We start from the raw sequence: 20059 nt of genomic DNA, 5'->3' as shown, positions 1-20059 counted from the left end.
CCTTTCCTCTTCAATTACTGCTTTTCAATAGGAGCAAATGCTGCTAACAGGCGTTTCACGCCGACAGGGCTCGGGAAGGCAATATCGAGCTCCGTCCCTTCTCCTTCGCCTTTCACGCTGACAACAGTTCCTGTTCCCCATTTTTTATGGCCCGCCTTATCTCCGACTGCCCAGTTCAAGGTGTCGCCGCCTGTTTTGCTGGCGTAGGATACCGGGCGTGAAACAGGGCCGCGTCTCGGCTGCATTTTTCTCGCAGACGTCGCTCTTGTTTCTTTTTTCTCATTTAGGTTTTCCAATAAATCATCCGGTATTTCAGCAATGAAGCGAGATTCCGGGTTCATATTTGTCCGGCCAAACAAGGTGCGCATTTTAGCATTGGTCAGATAAAGCTCCTGTTCCGCCCTTGTAATCCCAACGTACGCAAGGCGGCGTTCTTCTTCCATTTCCGCTTCCTCCATGAGTGAACGGCTGTGCGGGAAGACGCCTTCTTCAAGCCCCATCAAGAAAACAACCGGGAACTCCAGTCCTTTCGCGGCGTGCAGTGTCATCAGGGTGATCGCATCCTTGCCGCCTGACTCTTCCTCCTTCTGGTCGAGCTGGTCAATATCTGCGATCAACGCCAAGTCTGTCAGGAACGCAACGAGTGTCTTGTCTTCACTTTTCTGTTCAAAGTTTTTCGTAACAGACAGGAACTCGTCGATATTTTCTAAACGGCTTTGGGCTTCGATCGATTTCTCAGCCTTCAGCATTTCTCTGTATTCCGTCTTATCAAGAATTTCTTCTGTCAGCTCTGTAATGGATAAGTAATCCTGCATATTGGTCAGGTTTTCAATCATCTGTCTAAAGCTGTCAAGCGCGTTTGCCGCTTTGGCACTGACGCCGATAAAATCAACCTGCTGAATCGCTTGGAAAAATGACAAGCCGTTTATGGCCGCATACGAAGCGATTTTTTCAAGTGATGTCGCGCCGACTCCGCGCTTCGGCACATTGACAATGCGCGTGAAACTGATATCGTCATCCGGATTGGATACGAGGCGCAGGTACGCAAGAATGTCTTTAATTTCTTTTCTGTCATAGAACTTTGTGCCGCCGACAATGTTATAGTTCAAGCCCGCTTTGAGAAGCGTTTCCTCGATCACACGGGACTGCGCGTTTGTCCGGTATAATATGGCGATATCAGACAGCTTCCGCTTGCCTGAGCTGTGAAGCTGATGAATTTTACCGGCCACAAACTGTCCTTCACCGAATTCATTATCACCGCGATAATAGGAAATTTTGATGCCTTCATCGTTTTCCGTCCACAAATTTTTTGGTTTGCGGTTAGAGTTGTTTTTAATGACCTCGTTTGCCGCGCGCAAAATCCGTTTCGTTGAACGATAGTTTTGTTCTAGCAAAATCACGCTTGCATTCGGATAATCTTTTTCAAATGAAAGGATGTTGGTGATATCCGCGCCGCGCCATCTGTAGATTGACTGATCTGAATCCCCCACAACGCAAAGGTTCTGGAAACGCTCGGCAAGCTGCTTAACGAGCATGTATTGCGCCCTGTTCGTATCCTGATACTCATCAACATGGATGTACTGGAATTTGCGCTGATAAAATTCAAGTACTTCCGGCACTCGGTCAAACAATTTAATCGTCGTCATAATCAAATCGTCAAAATCGAGCGACTGGTTTTTCAATAGCTTCTTCTGATAATCAGCATATACATCGCTGACCACCTGATCGTAGTAGCCGCCGGCAACTTTAGAGAATTCCTCCGGTTCGGTCAATTCGTTTTTCGCACTGCTGATCGTACCGAGGATGCTTCTCGGATCAAACTTCTTCGGATCAAGATTGCGCTCCTTCAAAATCCCCTTGATCACTGAAAGCTGGTCAGCCGTATCAAGGATGGAGAAATTTCGGTTGATCCCGATCCGGTCGATATCTCTGCGCAAGATCCGCACGCACATGCTGTGGAATGTGGAGATCCAGATATCGTCCGCGCCGGGTCCGAGGATGCTTTCCACACGTTCTTTCATTTCGCGTGCCGCTTTATTTGTAAATGTGATCGCCAGAATGTTCCACGGCGCCACATGCTTTTCCGCCATTAAATAAGCAATTCTATGTGTCAGGACACGCGTCTTTCCGCTTCCCGCTCCCGCCATCAGCAAAAGAGGCCCGTCCGTTGTTTTGACAGCTTCCTGCTGAACGGGGTTTAAACCGCTTAGTAATTGATTGCTAATATAATTCAAAATTTGTTCACCCGCCTATACAAAACATATGTTCTATCATAAACCAAATCCGTACAATTTACTACTCGCCTTTCACAGCCGCTACTGTTTTCAAAGCCCTGTCAAAATCTTCATACACAGCATTGCCTACAACGATCACGTCCGCATGCTCTGCATACTGTTTGGCCATTTCCGCATCCTTGATGCCGCCGCCGTAAAACAAGGTGGACGTTTCCAATACAGCCTTCGTTTTCTTCACAGCTTCTATGTCTCCAAGCACGCCGCTGTATTCTAAATAAAAAATCGGCAGTTGCAGCAGCTCCGACACACGCGCATAGGCGACAATATCATCCATATTCAGATCGGCGTCCGCTTCAGTCAGTGCCGCGGCTTTGCAATCTGGATTTGCGATGCAGTAGCCCTCCGCCACGATTTCTTCCATAGACATCAGTTCTCCGTATTCCTTCATGGCTTTCTGGTGCATTCCGACAATCCAATCCGCGTTTTTGCTGTTTAATACACTCGGAATAAAATATAAGTCAAAGCCGGGAACGATCGCTTCAATCGCTGATACCTCTAGGACACACGGCACCAAAAACCGTCTTACCTTAGACATCATCCGCAGGACATTATCCTCTGTCACACCATCACTGCCTCCGATAATGACCGCATCCGTTCCTGATTCGCAAAGAATCTCCAGCTGTTCGTCAGGCAAATCTTTATTTGGATCGAGTTTAAAGACATGCTTCCACTCCGTTACATCGTACACGTCATACGTTCCTCCATTCGTTTGTTACCATTTAAACATTATAACAAATTCACATAGCGCGGAAAAACGGAAAAAGCCGTTAATCTCGTTATTCACTGAAAAAGGTGTTTTGATTCTATTTTCATAAAAAAAGAGCATATGGCAGTACCTGCTCGCTGAGTCCTGTATCGGCAGAAGCACACATTTTTCACCAGATTCCTTCTGCTATTGTTTGGAAAGTGTTCAACTGTGGAAATGGTTACATAAAAAGGGAGGCTGAGAGATGGAAACCATCATAATAGCACTCATCGCATTTATCATTGGGATCATCGCTATCCCGATCGTCTTGTTTGCCTGGATCTACATAAAGGATGAAAAACAGCAGGAGCACTCAATTCTTCGCAACTATCCCGTCATCGGAAGGTTTCGGTATATCCTTGAAAAAATCGGGCCGGAGCTCAGACAGTATTTATACAGCAATGACAATGAAGAGCAGCCATTTTCACGAAAGGAATATGAGCAAACCGTCATCTCCGGCAAATACAAAAGCAGAATGATGGGCTTTGGATCTGTAAGAGATTTTGATAAACCTGGCTATTATATCCGTAACGCTATGTTTCCAAAACAAAGGGAAGAAATGCACGTAAATCAAACGCCAAAAATTGAAACCCAAATCTATAAAATGGATGCTGACAATCTATTCAAACGCAAGGAGCATGCCGAACATATCAAGGCAGACCCGTATTTTCTCCATCCTGATGATGTACAGGTGATTGGCGAGCATACATGCGAGAAGCCATTTTATGTGAAGGGATTAGTCGGCCAGTCTGCCATGAGCTACGGTTCTCTTGGAGAACGGGCTGTTACGGCGCTCTCAAAAGGGCTCCATCAGGCAGGCGGAACCTGGATGAATACAGGTGAAGGAGGATTGTCTGAGTATCACTTAAAGGGCGGCGCCGATATCATTTGCCAAATCGGTCCGGGCCTATTCGGCGTGCGCAAAAGAAACGGAGAATTTTCATGGGAGGAATTTAAAAGAAAAAGCAGGATTGACCAGATTAAAGCGTTTGAGCTAAAGCTGGCACAAGGAGCGAAAACCCGGGGCGGCCATGTGGACGGCGCCAAAGTATCAGAGGAAGTGGCAGACATTCGGAATGTCGAACCTGGAAAGTCGATTGACAGCCCGAACCGCTTTTATGAATTCTCAAACCCTCCTGAAATGCTCGACTTTATTGAAAAACTTAGAGATGTCGGACAAAAGCCAGTCGGCATCAAACTGGTCGCAGGGCATCCTGAAGAATTGCATGAGCTTTTCTCTCATATGCAGAAAAGCGGAAAGCAGCCGGATTTTATCACGATCGACGGAAGTGAAGGCGGTACCGGAGCTTCCTTTTACGAGCTCGCGGATACAGTCGGCCTTCCGATTATGACAGCGCTGCCTATTGTTGACACGCTTCTTAAACAATACGGCTTGCGCAGCCAGCTGAAAATCTTTGCTTCCGGAAAGCTCCTGACTCCTGATAAAATCGCGGTCGCCTTAGCCCTCGGCGCTGACTTTGTCAACATCGCACGCGGCATGATGTTTTCCGTTGGCTGCATCCGCGCTCTCGTCTGCCACACCAACACCTGTCCGGCAGGTGTGGCGACGACAGATCCGAAATTGCAAAAAGCGTTGAGCGTTGAGGAAAAACAGCACCGCGTCTGCAACTACGTTATTTCCCTGCGCGAGGGGCTGTTTAACCTCGCAGCCGCAGCAGGGATCAATTCACCGATTCACTTTTCCAAGGAGCATGTTGTCTATCGGAAAGAGGATGGCAGTATCATCGATATCGACAACCTGATCCAGCAATTTGTTTCATAAAGAAACCGCCCTTGCCGAACGGCAGGGCGGTTCTTTATTATTTTGAAGAAGACTCAGTTTCCGTCTCTTTCACACGGTCAAGCGCCATTTCATAAGCGTCATTTCCGTAATTTAAGCAGCGTTTCACACGGGAAATTGTAGCCGTGGAAGCGCCTGTTTCTGTTTCAATCTTATGATACGTGTTTCCTTCGCGAAGCATGCGCGCCACTTCAAGGCGCTGAGCCAGCGATTGAATTTCGTTAATTGTGCATAGATCATCGAAGAATCGGTAACATTCCTCCAGGTCTTTCAGCGATAAGATCGAGTTAAATAACTGGTCCAGCTCTTTGCCGCGTAATTTATCGATTTGCATCGTTACACACCTTCTCCTTTACTAATGGAAGCCGCATCAAGATCAGGTACGATATTGATCCAAGTCTTTCCTGGCACAAACGGAAGCCACTTGCCGTCTTTTACCGGCACAATTCTGCCATTCACTTGTTTCCAGTCTGTTTCAATGACGTTTCCGTGCTGAAACAACAGACCTTTTCCCCCTGATTCCAAGTCGATGTCCCGCCTTCCATCTTGATCAATAATATGATGGCTGGCTTCAACAATGAAAATATTTTGCATTGCAACCGGCTTTCCGGTTTCCCGGTCTGTCGTTATGACACCATCAGAGCTTCTTGTATAAGATTCAGCTTTTTTATCATAGTTGTATTCGACAAGATTTGTAACGTTATTTGTTCCATAATCTACCCGAACATTGTAAGATTCATTTGCAGGTTTTGCATCTGATGTTTGAAACAGCAGCGGATTTGTTTCCTGCTTCAGCTTATAACCCTTTTGTTCCGCCGCCTTTTTTATGTAATCATAAGACGTATAGGAATTGTGGGGCGGTTTGCTGAAATCAGCTCTCCAAAATAAGCTTCCGTCAAAATCCAATCCGTTTATATAATCGGCAGCTCCGGATTCTAGCTGCTCTTTGGCGCCGGGACTCCAGCCGTGATGGACAAATATGCTGTCAAAGCCATTGCTGAGAGTGACGAAATATTCCCGCGCGCTCCGCACAGGTCCGACAGTTTCAGGCATCTGGCTTTGGAAAATGGCCAGAAATCTTGTGATTTGCCCTTCGGCTAGCGCTTCTATGACAATGTCGGCTTTAGACAGACCCGACTGCGGCCTCGCTTTCGGGTGATTGTTCACCACAACAGCAACAGGCCGGCGTTCAGTCACCTTCTGTTCAGTCTTTAGCCCCGTTAAAGGAGCTTTCAGCTTCTTTGCAGTATCCGGGACAGCATCCTTCTGCTGGCAGGATACCAGCAGAAAAAACACGAAACACAGCGCGCAAACTGTCATCCATTTTTTCATATGTCGGCTCCCTGCTCTTTTATATTTTAACGCATTATCGATGGAAAGAGTACAGTTTTTTTCATGACGTCAAAGATTCCTCTTGGCGTAATGCGTATATACGGAAGGTGCGTACTTTGCAAAAAGAGCAGCGTATAGATAGGATCGCAAAACTCATAGCCTCTTTCAGTCAAAAGATCTCTCAGCTTTTGTTCCTTCTCAAGCACGTCTTCATACGCTTCCGAAGAGGCGCAGCCGCACAGCGCAAGCGGGATTTCATGCAGAATGTTTCCGTTCTCCGCTAAAACAATTCCTCCTCCGATTTCTTTCATGCGGGCAAAAGCGAGCAGCATATCCGCTTTATTTTTTCCAATCGCGACAATGTCGCCCGTCGTCGTAAAGGAACTTACAAATCCCTGCACGCTTGAGGCAAACCCTTTTATCATCGTATTGACGCGCCATTTCCCGTGTCTGTCGAGCATCGTCAAATAACTTTCATCATGGTCAAACGAGAGCTGTTCCATCGAATTGTCGATCTCAATCATATATGGCTCCATAATAACCGCATTCCGCATTTTCACGCCCATCGGCATAGAAAACTGCAAGTCATCCATCGTCATATCATATGAAAGCTCAAGCGGGACAAGACCGCCTTTGTGCCAGTCCGTCTTTGTAAACGCCTTCAAATTACAGCCGTCTTCACGCAGAATGGTCCCTTTTGACAGAACAGTCACGGGATTCGGATTTAACGGATCTTCCAGTATGTTGAGCGATGCCAGTCTGCCCGGTCCGACAACTCCTAAATAATCATCCATTTGGTAATACTTTGCGATATTAAATGATGCCATATTGTAGGCGTCGATTGCAGGTACGCCTTCTTCTAAAGCGATGCGAATCAGCTCGTTTGTCATGCCGCCTTTATAGAAATTCGGGGTTGCGCCATCTGTCGTGTAAAAGAAGTGGTCATAATAGCGGAAGCCCTTCTCATGCAGTTCTTGCAAGATTTTTCTTACATCGGGGCGAATGGAAGAGTTCCGAAGGGAAACATAATAGCCCAGTTCCAGCCTTCTCATCACTTCATCACCTGTCATCGCTTCATGATCACAATCCGCACCGAACAGCTTCATTTTTGTAAGCGTTTTATCAGAAGCACCGGGAAAATGCCCTTCAATGCGTTTTCGCTGTTTCTTTGTAGCTTGCATGCAGTGGAGCATTAAATCATCACCATCTACCAAGCGAGGCCATCCGGTCATTTCCCCGCCTTGAATCACATCCGGATGTTCAATCCACTGTTTTCTGACGTCAAATGGAAGGACGTGGTCCTCGTTCAGAACCTCGGTCTGGAGGTCATAGCGTGACCACCAAAAATACTGGACAGGCTGCTTTTTGAGTTCATTCAAAATCGTAAGCGCTTTCTTTTTTCCGCTTTGCAAAAGCAAAAATAAGTTATCATTCACAAATGTCGTTGTTCCGTATTGAGACACATATTCCGCCAGTGTTTGGGGATTATATATTTGAAAAGGATGTGCGTGCGGTTCAATATAACCTGGCACAATGTATTTTCCTTCACAATCAATTGTATGAATTTCTTCGGCTCTATTCGGAAGTTCATGACCCACATAAACAATGCGGTCCTGATAAATCCAAATGTTTTTTTTCAGCCATTGTTTTACATATGGATTTAAGACGAGAGCATTCCGTAAAAGGAGCGTTGGAAGCAGCTTTGAGTCTACAACATCAACCTGTGCCCTGATGTCTTTGTTTTTCCAGTTAAAGGTGCGTTCGGACATTCACATACTCTCCTTTACATGTATTAGACTCATGGTATCACATCCTTCCTCATCACGCACGATAAAAACGTTACAAATTTTTGAAGGTTCGATTAAAAAACTTTTTTAAGTAAAAGGAGCGAATTTCCTTGAAGCCAAACATCAGTCTCATCAATGCCGTGTTCAGAATCGCCTGCGGATTGACGATTATGTCAGCCGCCAGTGCAAAGTTTACGAAAAAACCTTGGTGCAGAATGCATCTCTTTTACATCTTTATGGGGGCCATGAAAGCGGGTTCGGGAATCTTGCGCTTCTGTCCTGTGACCTACATGTTTCAACACAGCGATTCTGGAAATAACGAGCATCAAAACGGATAAATGGAAAAGCTTGATCACAAAACGTGATCAAGCTTTTTTTTATGCCCTCCCCTTGTTTTCATATAGAGATATCCTGCAGCTGCCAGCACTGCCGGATAAAGAAGCGCCCAGCCGCTGAATGAGTAAATCACTGCGCACGCCACAAATGCCCCGAGCGCCATCCACCAGCCTGAATCTCTCCAGCTCAGGAGTTTCAGTGCTGCCGCCATTGTACATATGTAAGATGCGATAAAAGCCGCGCTCGGCCCTTTCAACAGAGTCGTCAAATCGATTTGAAACAGGCCATGCGCCGCAAGCACTAAGCCAAACACTGCGGCCATCGCTGTCAAAACGCGAATAGGCGTACGTTTTGTTGCACTGAGTTTTCCAAAATATATGGGAATGTGCCCCTCTCTCGCCAATGCGTACACCATTCTGGAAAAACCAGCAATATTGGCATGGATGGTGGCGAATGTAATAAACAGCGCTAAACATACCGTAACATATACACCGCTTTCCCCTGCTCCTTTTGAGATGAGCATGGCAAGCGAGGCAATTTCTCCATTCTCTCCGTATGAATGAGTTCCCACCGTCACAAATGACAGCAAGATATACAGCCCCGCCACACAAGACGCTGCCAAAAACAAGCTGAGCGGGATATCTTTTTCAGGGCGATGAAACTCCTCAGCCAATGGGGTAATCATTTCCCAGCCTACAAAAGAGAAAAAAATCATAACAGAAACAGATCCAGCGGCAGACCAGCCATGCGGAAGAAACGGTTTGAATTCTGCTATCGTGACGTGTGGCAATGACACAGCAATAGAAGTGACAAGCAGAAATACGATGACACATATAACGAGTGTACTGATGTTTGCGGATAGTTGAATCCCTCTCATATGAAGCAAAATAGATATAGCCAGCATACAACCAGCAATCAATGTAACCTGCCAATCCGCCGCCTCTGTGACGTAACTGACGTAATGCGCGCCAGTCAAAGCGATGATGGGAACGCCGATCGGAACGGACCCTAACATGACCCAGCCCAAAATAGCCCCGGCTTTTTTTCGAAAAGCCAGCTGCACATAAGCCGTGATTCCTCCCGCGCTAGGCGCTATTTTCACAAGCCGGGCCAGCGTGCCGACAAGAAGAAAAGATAAAAAAGACATGAATACCCAGACAAATAAAGAAGCCGGACCGGCCGTGTCCGCGGTGACAGACGGCAAAATTAATATCCCGCATCCTAAAACCGCCCCAATCGTTAACGCCGTCCCTTGTATCCAAGTAATAGAGCGCTGTAATTCTGGCAACATGATGCCTCCTCTCAGATTGATGGCTTTATTATAGAAAAAATAAGACGACATCCATATGCTACAATGAAGGTAAATCAACAGCATTACCTTACGATCAAAGGAATTTTCATTCATTCGCCTAAATATGTAAAGGAGCCAGACAAATGGACGATACAGACCTTCAGATTCTCTCGCATTTGCAGCGAAATGGCAGATTAACGATGGTTGAGCTGGGAAAGCTTGTCGGACTCAGCTCGCCAAGCGCGGCGGAGCGTGTCAGGAAGCTTGAAGACAAAGGAGTGATTACCGGGTACAGCGCGAATATCTGTTACGAAAAACTAAACAAGCATGTCACCGCTTTTATTCTCATGGAGCCGAAAAGCTGCAAGCACTACGCCGCCTTTGCAAAAGCGCACCCTGATGTAGCAGAAAACCACCGCATCACGGGTATGTACAGCTATGTGACAAAGGTCGTGACTGAATCGGTACATACGCTTGAAGATTTTATTGACGCCTCTATGGCCCATGGAAAACCGACCACGCTCGTTGTCCTTTCTTCTTCCAGCTGCCATCCCGCTTTTTGATAACAAAAAACCCGCAGCTAATCTGCGGGTTTTCCTCACTTATTTTTGGGCAGCCTTTAAAGCGCGTGCCCCAATGTCTTTTCTGAAAAAGAGTCCCGGTTTGAATATTTCATCAACCGCTTTGTACACTCGGTCTCTAGCCGCTTCAAACGATTCATCAAAAGCTGTCACATTGGCGACGCGCCCCCCGTTTGTAACGAACTCTCCGCCTTCTGCTTTCGTTCCGGCATGGAAGACCACGACCTGCTCAGTTTCCGCAGCAAGGCTGCCGATCGGCGTGCCTTTTGCGTAGCTTTCCGGATATCCTTCAGAAGCAAGCACCACACTAACAGCAGCGGTATCCTTCCATCTTAAGTCAACTTCCTTATCATCTAAAAGATCAAGAAGCACCTGTACCAGATCAGATTCCATGCGCGGAAGCACGACCTGTGTTTCCGGATCGCCGAAACGGGCATTAAATTCAATGACCTTCGAGCCGTTTTCAGTAAGCATCAATCCAGCGTACAAAACGCCAGTGAAGGAACGGCCTTCTTGTACCATTGCTTTTGCGGCCGGCTTAACGATCGTTTCTACAGCATGGCGGACCGTTTCTTCCGAAATTTGCGGAACTGGAGAGTAAGCGCCCATTCCGCCCGTATTCGGGCCTTTGTCTCCGTCAAACGCACGCTTGTGATCCTGGGCAATCACCATTGGATACACTTTTTCTCCTTTGACGAAGGCCATTAGAGAAAATTCTTCACCAGAAAGGTATTCTTCAATGACAACGGACGCGCTCGCATCACCGAACTTTTCATCTTCAAGAAAGTCATGCAGACACGCAATTGCTTCTTCCTCTGTCATAGCAACAGTAACGCCTTTTCCAGCCGCAAGTCCATCTGCTTTTATCACAATCGGAGCACCTTTTTCCTGCACATATGCCTTCGCCTCATCAAAGGATGTAAACGTGTCGTATTCTGCGGTCGGAATGTCGTATTTCTTCATTAAATCCTTAGCGAACTGTTTGCTTCCTTCGATGATCGCCGCGGCTTTTGACGGGCCGAACACGCGCAGACCCGCTTTTTCAAATTCATCCACCAGACCTTCAATTAAAGGAACCTCAGGGCCGACAATGGTTAGGCCGACCTGGTTTTCTTTTGCAAACGAGACAAGCCCTGCGTGGTCGCTTTCCTCAATGTTTACAAGCTGTGCGGAAGCTTCCATGCCGTCATTTCCAGGAGCTGCAAATACATTCTCGACGAGGCTGCTTTGCGCTGCCTTCCACGCCAGTGTATGTTCTCTTCCGCCTTTACCGATAATTAATACATTCACGTCGTTTTCATCCCCTTAATGTTTGAAGTGTCTGATGCCGGTGAATACCATGGCAATGCCGTATTCATCCGCTTTTTTGATGGAATCCTCGTCACGCACAGATCCCCCCGGCTGAATGATAGCCGTAACGCCCGCTTTTGCCGCTTCTTCAACAGTATCCGGCATTGGGAAAAATGCATCAGATCCGAGCGCACTGCCTTTCGCTTTTTCCCCTGCTTGCTCGATTGCGATTTTTGCCGATCCGACGCGGTTCATTTGGCCTGCTCCCACGCCGACTGTCATGTTGTCCTTCGCGAGAACAATCGCATTTGATTTCACATGCTTCACGACTTTCCAAGCAAGCTTCAAGTCTTCCCACTCTTGCTCGTTCGGCTCTCTTTTTGTCGGAATGCTAATCTCAGCATCATCGAAGCCATGCATATCTAAATCTTGAATCAGCAGCCCGCCTTGAACAGATGTCAGCTGTTTTTCCTTTTGAACAGCGACGGATACGTCAAGCGTCAGCAGACGGAGATTTTTCTTCGCAGTCAGGACGTCGAGCGCTTCTTGGCTGAATGAAGGCGCAATGATGATTTCTAAGAAAATGTTATGAAGCGCTTCGGCAGTTGCCTTGTCCACTTCACGGTTCAGCGCGATAATGCCGCCGAAGATAGATGTTTTATCCGCTTCAAACGCTCTGTCAAACGCTTCGGCGATCGTTTTTCCTGTTCCCACGCCGCACGGGTTCATATGCTTCACAGCAACAGCAGCCGGCTCAGTGAATTCACGAACGATTTGAACTGCCGCATCCGCGTCTTTAATGTTGTTGTAAGAAAGCTCTTTTCCGTGAAGCTGTTCTGCTTGCGCAATGGAGCCTTTGACAGGAAGAGCTGTTTGATAGAAAGTTGCTTCCTGATGCGGGTTTTCTCCATAGCGAAGCGATTGTTTTTTCTCAAATGTCACAGTGAATTGCTCTGGGTCTTTTTCACCGACAACATTTGTCAGATAGTCAGCGATCAGTGCATCATATGCCGCAGTATGACGGAATACCTTTGCCGCGAGCTCGCGTTTTTTCTGAAGAGATACGCTGCCTTCTTCTTTGATTTGATTCAGCACTGGGCTGTAATCGGCCGGATCGACGATAACCGTGACATCCTGATGGTTCTTTGATGCCGCACGCAGCATGCCTGGTCCGCCGATGTCGATATTTTCGATCGCTTCTTCATACGTGACGTCTTCTTTAGAAATCGTTTCTTTAAATGGATAGAGGTTGACGACAACGAGGTCAATCGGCTGAATCCCGTGTTCATTGATCTGCGCCATATGCTCTTCATTGCCGCGAACCGCCAGAAGGCCGCCGTGAATATTCGGGTGAAGTGTTTTTAACCGGCCGTCCATAATTTCAGGAAAGCCTGTCACTTCAGAAATTCCGATCACATCCACACCATTTTCTTGAAGAAGCTTTTTCGTTCCGCCTGTGGAGATGACTTCAACGCCAAGCTCTGTCAATTCTTTTACGAAAGGAACGAGATTTGTTTTATCTGAAACACTGATTAACGCACGTTTAATGGTCATGCCTTTTCACCTCTGTTATTTAATCCTAATAGCTGTTTAATCACACTCGGATACCATTTATGCTCAAGCTTGTGAATCCGCTGTTCGATTGTTTCCAATGTATCATGTTCATCAATTTCGATTGCCTTTTGAGCGATGATCGGACCTGTATCCATTCCTTCATCGACATAATGCACGGTAATTCCGGCCACCTTCACACCCGCCCGGTATGCCTGTCCGACTGCGTCGATTCCAGGAAACGCCGGAAGAAGCGACGGGTGAATGTTAATGATTTTTCCTCCATATGCTTGAAGGAGCGTATCACCGATCAGCCTCATATAGCCGGCAAGAACAATCAATTCAACCTCGTGAAGACGAAGCTGTTCAATAATGGCTTTTTCAAATGCAGCCTTGTTTTCATAAGACTTGGGCTCAAATGCAAAGGATGGAATGTGGAATGCTTCCGCCCGTTCGATGACTTTCGCCTGCGGTTTGTCGCAAACGAGGAGCGCTGCTGACGCATCCCAGTTCTCCTCCTTCAAACGCGTAACGATGGCTTCGAAGTTTGAACCGTTTCCTGATGCAAATACCGCAAACTTTTTCATGAAAGTGCCGCACCGCCGAATGTGACGCCTTCACCTTTTTTCACACGCCCGATTAAATAGGCTTTTTCGCCATGGCTTTCAAGCGTTCCGATCACATCTGTCAGATGATCTTCTTTGACAGCCAAAACAAAACCGATACCCATATTAAAGACGTTGAACATGTCTTCTTCCTTCAGCTTGCCGTACTCTTGCAAGAAAGAAAAAATTGGCGGGATCGGCCATGAGCCATGATCAATTTCCGCACTTAAGCCTTCCGGAAGCATACGCGGAATATTTTCAATAAATCCTCCGCCTGTCACGTGCGCCATGCCGTCAATTTTTCCGCTTTTGACCGCGGCAAGCACAGGCTTCACATAAATCCTTGTCGGTTCAAGCAATTCCTCGCCAAGCGGGCGTTCAAACGGCTCATATGTTGTATCAAGGTCCAGCTCCGCATCATCCAGAAGCACTTTTCTGACAAGGGAAAAGCCGTTGCTGTGAAGGCCGCTGGAGCTGAGGCCGATCAACAGATGGCCCTCTTCAATGTTTTCTCCAGTCACGATTTCGTCCTTTTCTGCCACTCCGACTGAGAAACCGGCAATATCGTATTCATCAGCTGTATAGAGTCCCGGCATTTCAGCCGTTTCACCGCCGACTAAGGCTGAACCTGATTGCTCACAGCCTTCCGCAACACCTTGTACAATCTGTTCAATTTTCACTGGGTCCGCTTTGCCGACCGCTAAATAATCGAGGAAAAACAGCGGCTCTGCACCTTGTGCCAGCACGTCATTGACACACATTGCAACAGCGTCCACGCCAATCGTGTCATGTTTATCCATGGAAAAAGCGAGCTTTAATTTTGTGCCGACACCGTCCGTTCCCGAAATGAGAACTGGTTTTTGATAAGAAAGCTCAGACAGGTCAAACATGCCGCCAAAACCGCCAAGGCTGCCCATAACGCCAAGCCGTTTCGTGCGCTCCACGTGTTTTTTCATTCGTTTTACAGCTTCATATCCGGCTTCGATGTCAACTCCTGCGTTTTTATATGCTTCAGACATCCTATTCACTCCTTTAAGGCGCTTTTCAAAATATTTCCCCGAACGAGGGCAGAAAGAGAAAGGCAGCCGAACTGCGCTGCCTTTATGTCATTTTTCAAGTTTTATTTGGTTAATACTGCTTCTTTTACGTGAGGAAGCACTGTATCCTGGTAAATTTCAGTCGGATATTTTCCTGTAAAGCAAGCGAGACACTGTCCGCAATTCGAGTCATCGTATTTTCTGCCGATGCCTTTCAGCAGCCCTTCCACACTTAAAAATGAGAGGGTATCGGCTCCGATTTCCTGACGGATTTCTTCAACAGAATGCGAAGACGCGATTAATTCTTCATGTGTGGAAGTATCAATGCCGTAAAAGCACGGATGAGCGATCGGCGGTGAACTGATTTTCACATGCACCTCTGTCGCACCCGCTTCTCTTAGCATCGTGACAATCCGGCGGCTAGTTGTTCCTCGCACGATAGAGTCATCCACCATCACGACGCGTTTGCCTTCTACAACCCCGCGCACCGCAGACAGCTTCATTCTGACGCCTTGCTCACGCAGAGCCTGGGACGGCTGAATAAACGTTCTGCCAACATAACGGTTTTTGATTAAGCCAAGCTCATACGGAATGCCTGTTGCCTCTGCATAGCCGATCGCCGCAGAAATACTGGAATCCGGAACCCCGGTGACAACGTCAGCTTCAACTGCGGATTCCTGAGCCAGCATTTTTCCAAGGTTTTTACGGGCACTGTGCACATTAATACCGTCAATATTGCTGTCTGGTCTGGAGAAATAAATGTACTCCATGCTGCAAATGGAACGATTGATATTCATGGAAAAACGCTCTGATTTCATGCCTTCATCATTAATGATCAGCATTTCCCCCGGCTCTACCTCGCGAAGGTACGTTGCGCCGACGACGTCAAATGCGCATGTTTCTGATGCGACCACATAAGCATCGCCCATCATGCCGATGGATAACGGTCTCAGCCCGTTCGGATCAAGTGCGACAATCATTTCTGTTTCGGTCATGATCAAAAACGCGTAGGCACCTTTCAGCATAGAAAGCGAGTTTTTAATTTGGTCCTTCAGCGTGAAGTGTCCGCTTCTTTTGATCAAGTGAGCCAAAACCTCTGTATCCGAAGAGGTTTGAAAGATGCTCCCTTGATTTTCGAGCTGCTGCTTCAGCTGAGTGGCGTTGACAAGATTTCCGTTATGGGCAAGCGCCAGGCTGCCGTTGTTTTGGGAACGGAAGAGGAGCGGCTGAACATTTTCGTATCCGCCGCCTCCAGCCGTTGCGTACCGAACGTGCCCGATAGCGCCTTTTCCCTTTACTTTGCTGAGTTCGCCATTTTGAAATACTTCAGTGATCAGACCTTGGCCTTTGTGAGCCGTCAGCTTTTCACCGTCAGTCGCTACGATGCCCGCACCCTCCTGTCCTCGGTGCTGAAGGCTGTGAAGACCGTAATACGTGATCTGCGGGGCTTCTTCATGTCCCCAAATCCCAAAAACGCCGCATTCTTCATTTAAGCCTTTGATTTCAGCAAGCATGGGATAGCTCCTTTCCATACGCGTTCAAGCTCTTTCGTTTGCGCATGAATCATTTGTTGTCCATCTTGGTTTTGAATCGCCAGAATTCCGTCAGCCGTTACCTCACCAATATGAACCGCATCTTTGACAGCTGCTTCAAACGCTTCTTGATGTTCTTTTTTCACTGAAACGACGAAGCGGGATTGAGATTCAGAGAATAATAATGCCGCTTCCCCTTCTACAGTCACATTAGCGCCAAGGTTTTCCGTCGTCATGACACTTTCCGCAATCGCTACGCCTAAGCCGCCTTCAGACACATCATGCGCAGATTGAACGAAGCCTTTTTTAATCGCGTCAAGCAGTGCTTTTTGACGAGACAGCTCTACATCAAGATCGATTTGCGGCGCTTTGCCGTAAATACGGCCTTCTGTCATTTTTTGCAGCTCGCTTCCGGCAAACTCTGGTTTTGTTTCACCGATCACATATACGAGATCTCCCGCTTGTTTGAAATGCTGTGTTGTAATGTGTGCTGTATCTTCAATTAAGCCAACCATGCCGATAACTGGTGTCGGATAGATCGCCGTGCCGTTTGATTCGTTATAAAGCGATACGTTACCGCCGATAACCGGTGTGCTGAGAACATTGCACGCTTCGCTTATGCCGTCTGCCGCTTTTTCGATCTGCCAGAAGATTTCTGGCTTCTCCGGGTTTCCGAAGTTAAGGTTATCTGTGACCGCAAGCGGTTCTGCGCCTGAGCAAATGATGTTGCGCGCTGCTTCAGCGACAGCAATTTTCCCGCCGACTTCAGGATCAAGATAGAGATAACGCGCGTTACAGTCTGTCGTCATCGCCAGCGCCTTTTTCGTTCCGCGGATTCTGAGAACACCGGCATCAGACCCAGGAGCGACAACTGTATTCGTGCGCACCATGTAGTCATACTGATCATAAACCCACTCTTTACTCGCAATCGTCGGCTGCTGAAGAAGGGCCTTCAGCGTTTCATTCGCATCTTCAATTTGCGGAGCCGGAACGTCCGTTTCCAAAAACTCGCGATAGTAAGCAGGCTCTTGAGAAGGCTTATGGTAAACCGGTGCTTCTTCTGCCAAGGCATCAACAGGCAGCTCGCACACAACCTCTCCTTTGTGTGTCAGGCGAAGCATTTTATCATCTGTCACATGTCCGACAGAAACCGCTTCAAGATCATACTTGTCAAAAATATCGATGATTTCCTGCTCACGTCCGCGCTCAATAACCAAAAGCATCCGTTCTTGTGATTCAGAAAGCATCATTTCATACGCGCTCATGCCTGTTTCGCGCTGAGGAATCAGGTCAAGGTTCATTTCAATGCCAGAACCGGCCTTACTTGCCATTTCTGCACTTGAGCTTGTTAAACCGGCAGCTCCCATATCCTGAATGCCGACTAAGGCGTCGCATTGGATGACTTCCAGACATGCTTCAAGCAAAAGCTTCTCCATAAACGGATCGCCGACTTGGACAGCAGAACGCTTTTCTTCAGACGAGTCTGACATTTCTTCAGAAGCAAACGTAGCACCGTGGATGCCGTCACGCCCTGTTTTCGCTCCTACGTACATTACTGTGTTGCCGACACCCTTTGCCTGGCCTTTTTTGATGTCTTCATGATTGATTAAACCGACGCACATTGCGTTGACGAGCGGATTTCCTTCATAGCTGCTGTCAAACTGCACTTCTCCGCCGACTGTCGGGATGCCGATACAGTTGCCGTATCCGGCGATACCCGCTACTACTTCTTCAAACAAGTACTTCACGCGGGGTGAAGTCAGTTCACCAAATCGAAGAGAGTTCAATACAGCGATTGGGCGTGCACCCATTGAGAATACATCACGGATAATTCCGCCTACGCCAGTCGCAGCGCCTTGGTAAGGCTCGAGAGCTGATGGGTGGTTATGTGATTCAATTTTGAACACAACCGCTTGGTTATCACCGATATCAACGATTCCGGCGCCTTCCCCCGGCCCCTGCAGCACACGCTCGCCGCTTGTCGGGAATTTACGCAGAATCGGCTTTGAGTTTTTGTAGCTGCAATGCTCAGACCACATGACAGAAAAAATTCCGATTTCTGTGTAGTTCGGCAATCTTCCAAGAATGGATTCTATCAATGCAAACTCATCATCACTGACACCCATTTGCTGATACAGTTTCTCTTCTTTTATTTGTTCTTTACTTGGTTCAAGCAGTAGTGACATGAGTTTCCCTCCAATTTTTCACGATAGACTGGAACAATTTAAGACCGTCGGCGCTTCCAAGCAGTTCATCGACCGCGCGCTCAGGGTGAGGCATCATGCCTAATACATTGCCTTTCTCATTCACGACACCGGCAATGTCGCTGACACTTCCATTAATATTAGAGCCGTATGTGAAAGCAATTTGATTGTTTTCCTTTAATAAAGCAAGCGTCTCGTCATCACAGTAGAAATTCCCTTCACCGTGGGCAACCGGGATTGTAATCGATTGTCCCTTTTCGTAGGAAGCTGTGAATAATGTTTCGTCGTTCTGAACAATTAATTCAACCGGACGGCAAATGAACTTCAAATCTTTGTTGCGTCTCATTGCGCCTGGCAAAAGGCCAAGCTCCTGCAAAATCTGGAATCCGTTGCAGACGCCAAGAACGGGTTTTCCTTCAGCCGCTGCTTGTTTGACAGCTAGCATAATATTCGCAAATCGGGCGATAGCGCCGCATCTCAAGTAATCGCCGTAAGAAAACCCTCCCGGAATTAACACACCGTCGAATCCGTCAAGGCTTGTTTCCTCATGCCAGACGTATTCCACTTCATGGCCGAGCTCATCCTTTACAGCATGATACATATCGATATCACAGTTGGAGCCGGGTAACACAATCACCGCAAATTTCACTGTGCGACTACCTCCTCAACCTCGTATCTGTAATCTTCAATCACTGTGTTCGCAAGAAGTTTTTCGCACATTTCTTTCACTAGCACGTCAAGATCACGGTCAGATTTTTCAATGGTAAGCTCCATGTATTTCCCGATGCGCACATCTTGAACTTCGTTATAAGTCATACTGTGCAAGGCATGCTGGACAGCGCTCCCTTGTGGATCTAGTACACTTTCTTTTAAGCTGACATAAACTTTTACTTTATACATGATGAATGCCTCCCAGTCTTTTGAAAATCTCTTCGTATGCGTCGGTTAAGCTTCCCAGATTGCGTCTGAATAAATCTTTATCCAGCTTTTCGTTCGTGTCTTTATCCCACAAGCGGCATGTGTCAGGAGAAATTTCATCCGCCAAAAGCACTTGCCCTTCTGCATCTAAACCGAATTCAAGCTTGAAATCTATTAATCTGACATGGCAATCGTCGAAAATACTTTGAAGCTCTTCATTTACTGTTTTTGTAATGGACTTAATGGTTTCTACTTGCTCAGGAGTCGCCGCTTTCAAAAGCCAAATATGATCTTCTGTGATGAGCGGATCACCCAGCGCGTCATCCTTGTAGTAAAACTCGATAATCGGCTGCTCAAGCTCCGTGCCTTCTGGGATGCCGAGACGTTTGGACATGCTTCCTGCCACAACATTTCTGACCACAACTTCAAGCGGCACAATCGTTACCTTTTGAATGAGCTGTTCCGTTTCCGAAATGCGCTCGATAAAGTGATTGTTAATGCCCTTTGCATGAAGGTGTTTGAAAATCAAGCTTGAAATCTCGTTGTTTAAGCGCCCTTTCCCGCTGATTTCTGCTTTTTTCTCGCCATTAAAGGCAGTAGCGGAGTCTTTATACACGACATACAGCGTGTTTTCGTCATCGGTTTTGTAGATCTTTTTTGCTTTTCCTTCGTATAAAAGTTCATTCTTCACAATATTCACGGAAGGCCTCCTAACCCGAATGTTGGGAATTTTCAAACTGCGGCGGCTTAGAAGA

The 20059-nt window shown here is 47.1% G+C and carries 18 protein-coding genes; 3 read left to right on the top strand and 15 right to left on the bottom strand.

Annotated elements, in window-relative coordinates:
- Positions 1 to 14: 14 nt before the first annotated feature.
- Both pcrA and NYE56_RS03220 read right to left on the bottom strand, forming a co-directional pair.
- Positions 15 to 2234 (bottom strand): DNA helicase PcrA, encoded by a 2220-nt coding sequence (gene pcrA, locus NYE56_RS03225; protein WP_015383008.1) that lies wholly within the window; start codon positions 2232 to 2234, stop codon positions 15 to 17.
- Between the two features lie 61 nt (positions 2235 to 2295).
- Positions 2296 to 2982 carry a heptaprenylglyceryl phosphate synthase gene (locus NYE56_RS03220; protein ID WP_029726604.1) on the bottom strand — a complete coding sequence of 229 codons (687 nt, stop codon included), beginning with the start codon at positions 2980 to 2982 and terminating at the stop codon, positions 2296 to 2298.
- 262 nt (positions 2983 to 3244) lie between these two features.
- Here NYE56_RS03220 and NYE56_RS03215 point away from each other — a divergent pair, with 262 nt between their 5' ends.
- Positions 3245 to 4822: an FMN-binding glutamate synthase family protein gene (locus NYE56_RS03215; protein WP_335450525.1), complete on the top strand. Its 1578-nt coding sequence runs from the start codon at positions 3245 to 3247 to the stop codon at positions 4820 to 4822.
- A gap of 37 nt (positions 4823 to 4859) precedes the next feature.
- Here the strand turns inward: NYE56_RS03215 and NYE56_RS03210 are convergent, their stop codons facing one another.
- Genes NYE56_RS03210 through NYE56_RS03200 form a run of 3 tightly spaced genes read right to left on the bottom strand, consistent with a single transcriptional unit; the run spans position 4860 to position 7941 of the window.
- Positions 4860 to 5174, bottom strand: coding sequence for a YerC/YecD family TrpR-related protein (locus NYE56_RS03210; RefSeq protein WP_003219429.1), 315 nt, complete (start codon positions 5172 to 5174; stop codon positions 4860 to 4862).
- A gap of 2 nt (positions 5175 to 5176) precedes the next feature.
- Entirely contained in the window at positions 5177 to 6172 is a 996-nt protein-coding gene (locus tag NYE56_RS03205; protein ID WP_268548461.1) for a DUF3048 domain-containing protein, read from the bottom strand.
- Positions 6173 to 6198: 26 nt separating this feature from the next.
- Entirely contained in the window at positions 6199 to 7941 is a 1743-nt protein-coding gene (locus tag NYE56_RS03200) for an adenine deaminase (RefSeq protein ID WP_163117665.1), read from the bottom strand.
- Positions 7942 to 8069: 128 nt separating this feature from the next.
- Here NYE56_RS03200 and NYE56_RS03195 point away from each other — a divergent pair, with 128 nt between their 5' ends.
- A complete protein-coding gene (locus NYE56_RS03195; protein WP_003233931.1) occupies positions 8070 to 8297 on the top strand; it encodes a YgaP family membrane protein in 228 nt (75 codons plus the stop codon).
- A gap of 14 nt (positions 8298 to 8311) precedes the next feature.
- Here NYE56_RS03195 and NYE56_RS03190 read toward each other — a convergent pair whose 3' ends face one another.
- On the bottom strand, positions 8312 to 9586 hold the full coding sequence (locus NYE56_RS03190) for an APC family permease (RefSeq protein WP_341283446.1): 1275 nt from the start codon (positions 9584 to 9586) through the stop codon (positions 8312 to 8314).
- Between the two features lie 143 nt (positions 9587 to 9729).
- Between NYE56_RS03190 and NYE56_RS03185 the strand changes: the two genes are divergently transcribed.
- Positions 9730 to 10149, top strand: a complete 420-nt coding sequence (locus tag NYE56_RS03185) for an Lrp/AsnC family transcriptional regulator (RefSeq protein ID WP_024572877.1) — start codon at positions 9730 to 9732, stop codon at positions 10147 to 10149.
- Positions 10150 to 10188: 39 nt separating this feature from the next.
- On the opposite strand, the gene purD is transcribed toward NYE56_RS03185, so the two are convergent.
- The 9 genes from purD to purC form a co-directional block, all read right to left on the bottom strand.
- A complete protein-coding gene (gene purD, locus NYE56_RS03180; protein WP_041851230.1) occupies positions 10189 to 11457 on the bottom strand; it encodes a phosphoribosylamine--glycine ligase in 1269 nt (422 codons plus the stop codon).
- A gap of 15 nt (positions 11458 to 11472) precedes the next feature.
- Positions 11473 to 13011, bottom strand: a complete 1539-nt coding sequence (gene purH / locus NYE56_RS03175) for a bifunctional phosphoribosylaminoimidazolecarboxamide formyltransferase/IMP cyclohydrolase (RefSeq protein ID WP_326210876.1) — start codon at positions 13009 to 13011, stop codon at positions 11473 to 11475.
- Positions 13008 to 13595 carry a phosphoribosylglycinamide formyltransferase gene (gene purN / locus NYE56_RS03170; protein WP_021481301.1) on the bottom strand — a complete coding sequence of 196 codons (588 nt, stop codon included), beginning with the start codon at positions 13593 to 13595 and terminating at the stop codon, positions 13008 to 13010. The genes purH and purN overlap by 4 nt, the downstream gene beginning before the upstream one ends.
- Positions 13592 to 14632, bottom strand: coding sequence for a phosphoribosylformylglycinamidine cyclo-ligase (gene purM, locus NYE56_RS03165; RefSeq protein WP_133953980.1), 1041 nt, complete (start codon positions 14630 to 14632; stop codon positions 13592 to 13594). Before purM ends, purN begins: the two co-directional genes overlap by 4 nt.
- A gap of 101 nt (positions 14633 to 14733) precedes the next feature.
- Positions 14734 to 16164 carry an amidophosphoribosyltransferase gene (gene purF, locus NYE56_RS03160; protein WP_003233947.1) on the bottom strand — a complete coding sequence of 477 codons (1431 nt, stop codon included), beginning with the start codon at positions 16162 to 16164 and terminating at the stop codon, positions 14734 to 14736.
- A complete protein-coding gene (purL, locus tag NYE56_RS03155) occupies positions 16140 to 18368 on the bottom strand; it encodes a phosphoribosylformylglycinamidine synthase subunit PurL (protein ID WP_133953981.1) in 2229 nt (742 codons plus the stop codon). Before purL ends, purF begins: the two co-directional genes overlap by 25 nt.
- Positions 18352 to 19035: a phosphoribosylformylglycinamidine synthase subunit PurQ gene (gene purQ, locus NYE56_RS03150; RefSeq protein ID WP_133953982.1), complete on the bottom strand. Its 684-nt coding sequence runs from the start codon at positions 19033 to 19035 to the stop codon at positions 18352 to 18354. Before purQ ends, purL begins: the two co-directional genes overlap by 17 nt.
- On the bottom strand, positions 19032 to 19286 hold the full coding sequence (purS, locus tag NYE56_RS03145; protein WP_003219409.1) for a phosphoribosylformylglycinamidine synthase subunit PurS: 255 nt from the start codon (positions 19284 to 19286) through the stop codon (positions 19032 to 19034). Before purS ends, purQ begins: the two co-directional genes overlap by 4 nt.
- Positions 19279 to 20004, bottom strand: coding sequence for a phosphoribosylaminoimidazolesuccinocarboxamide synthase (gene purC / locus NYE56_RS03140; RefSeq protein WP_101172022.1), 726 nt, complete (start codon positions 20002 to 20004; stop codon positions 19279 to 19281). Before purC ends, purS begins: the two co-directional genes overlap by 8 nt.
- Positions 20005 to 20059 lie beyond the last annotated feature (55 nt).

The sequence above is a fragment of the Bacillus sp. FSL R5-0603 genome (genome assembly GCF_038050295.1).
GTDB lineage: Bacteria > Bacillota > Bacilli > Bacillales > Bacillaceae > Bacillus > Bacillus subtilis.
Note: the sequence above shows the minus strand (reverse complement) of the source record. Positions and strands in the feature narration are given on the sequence as shown.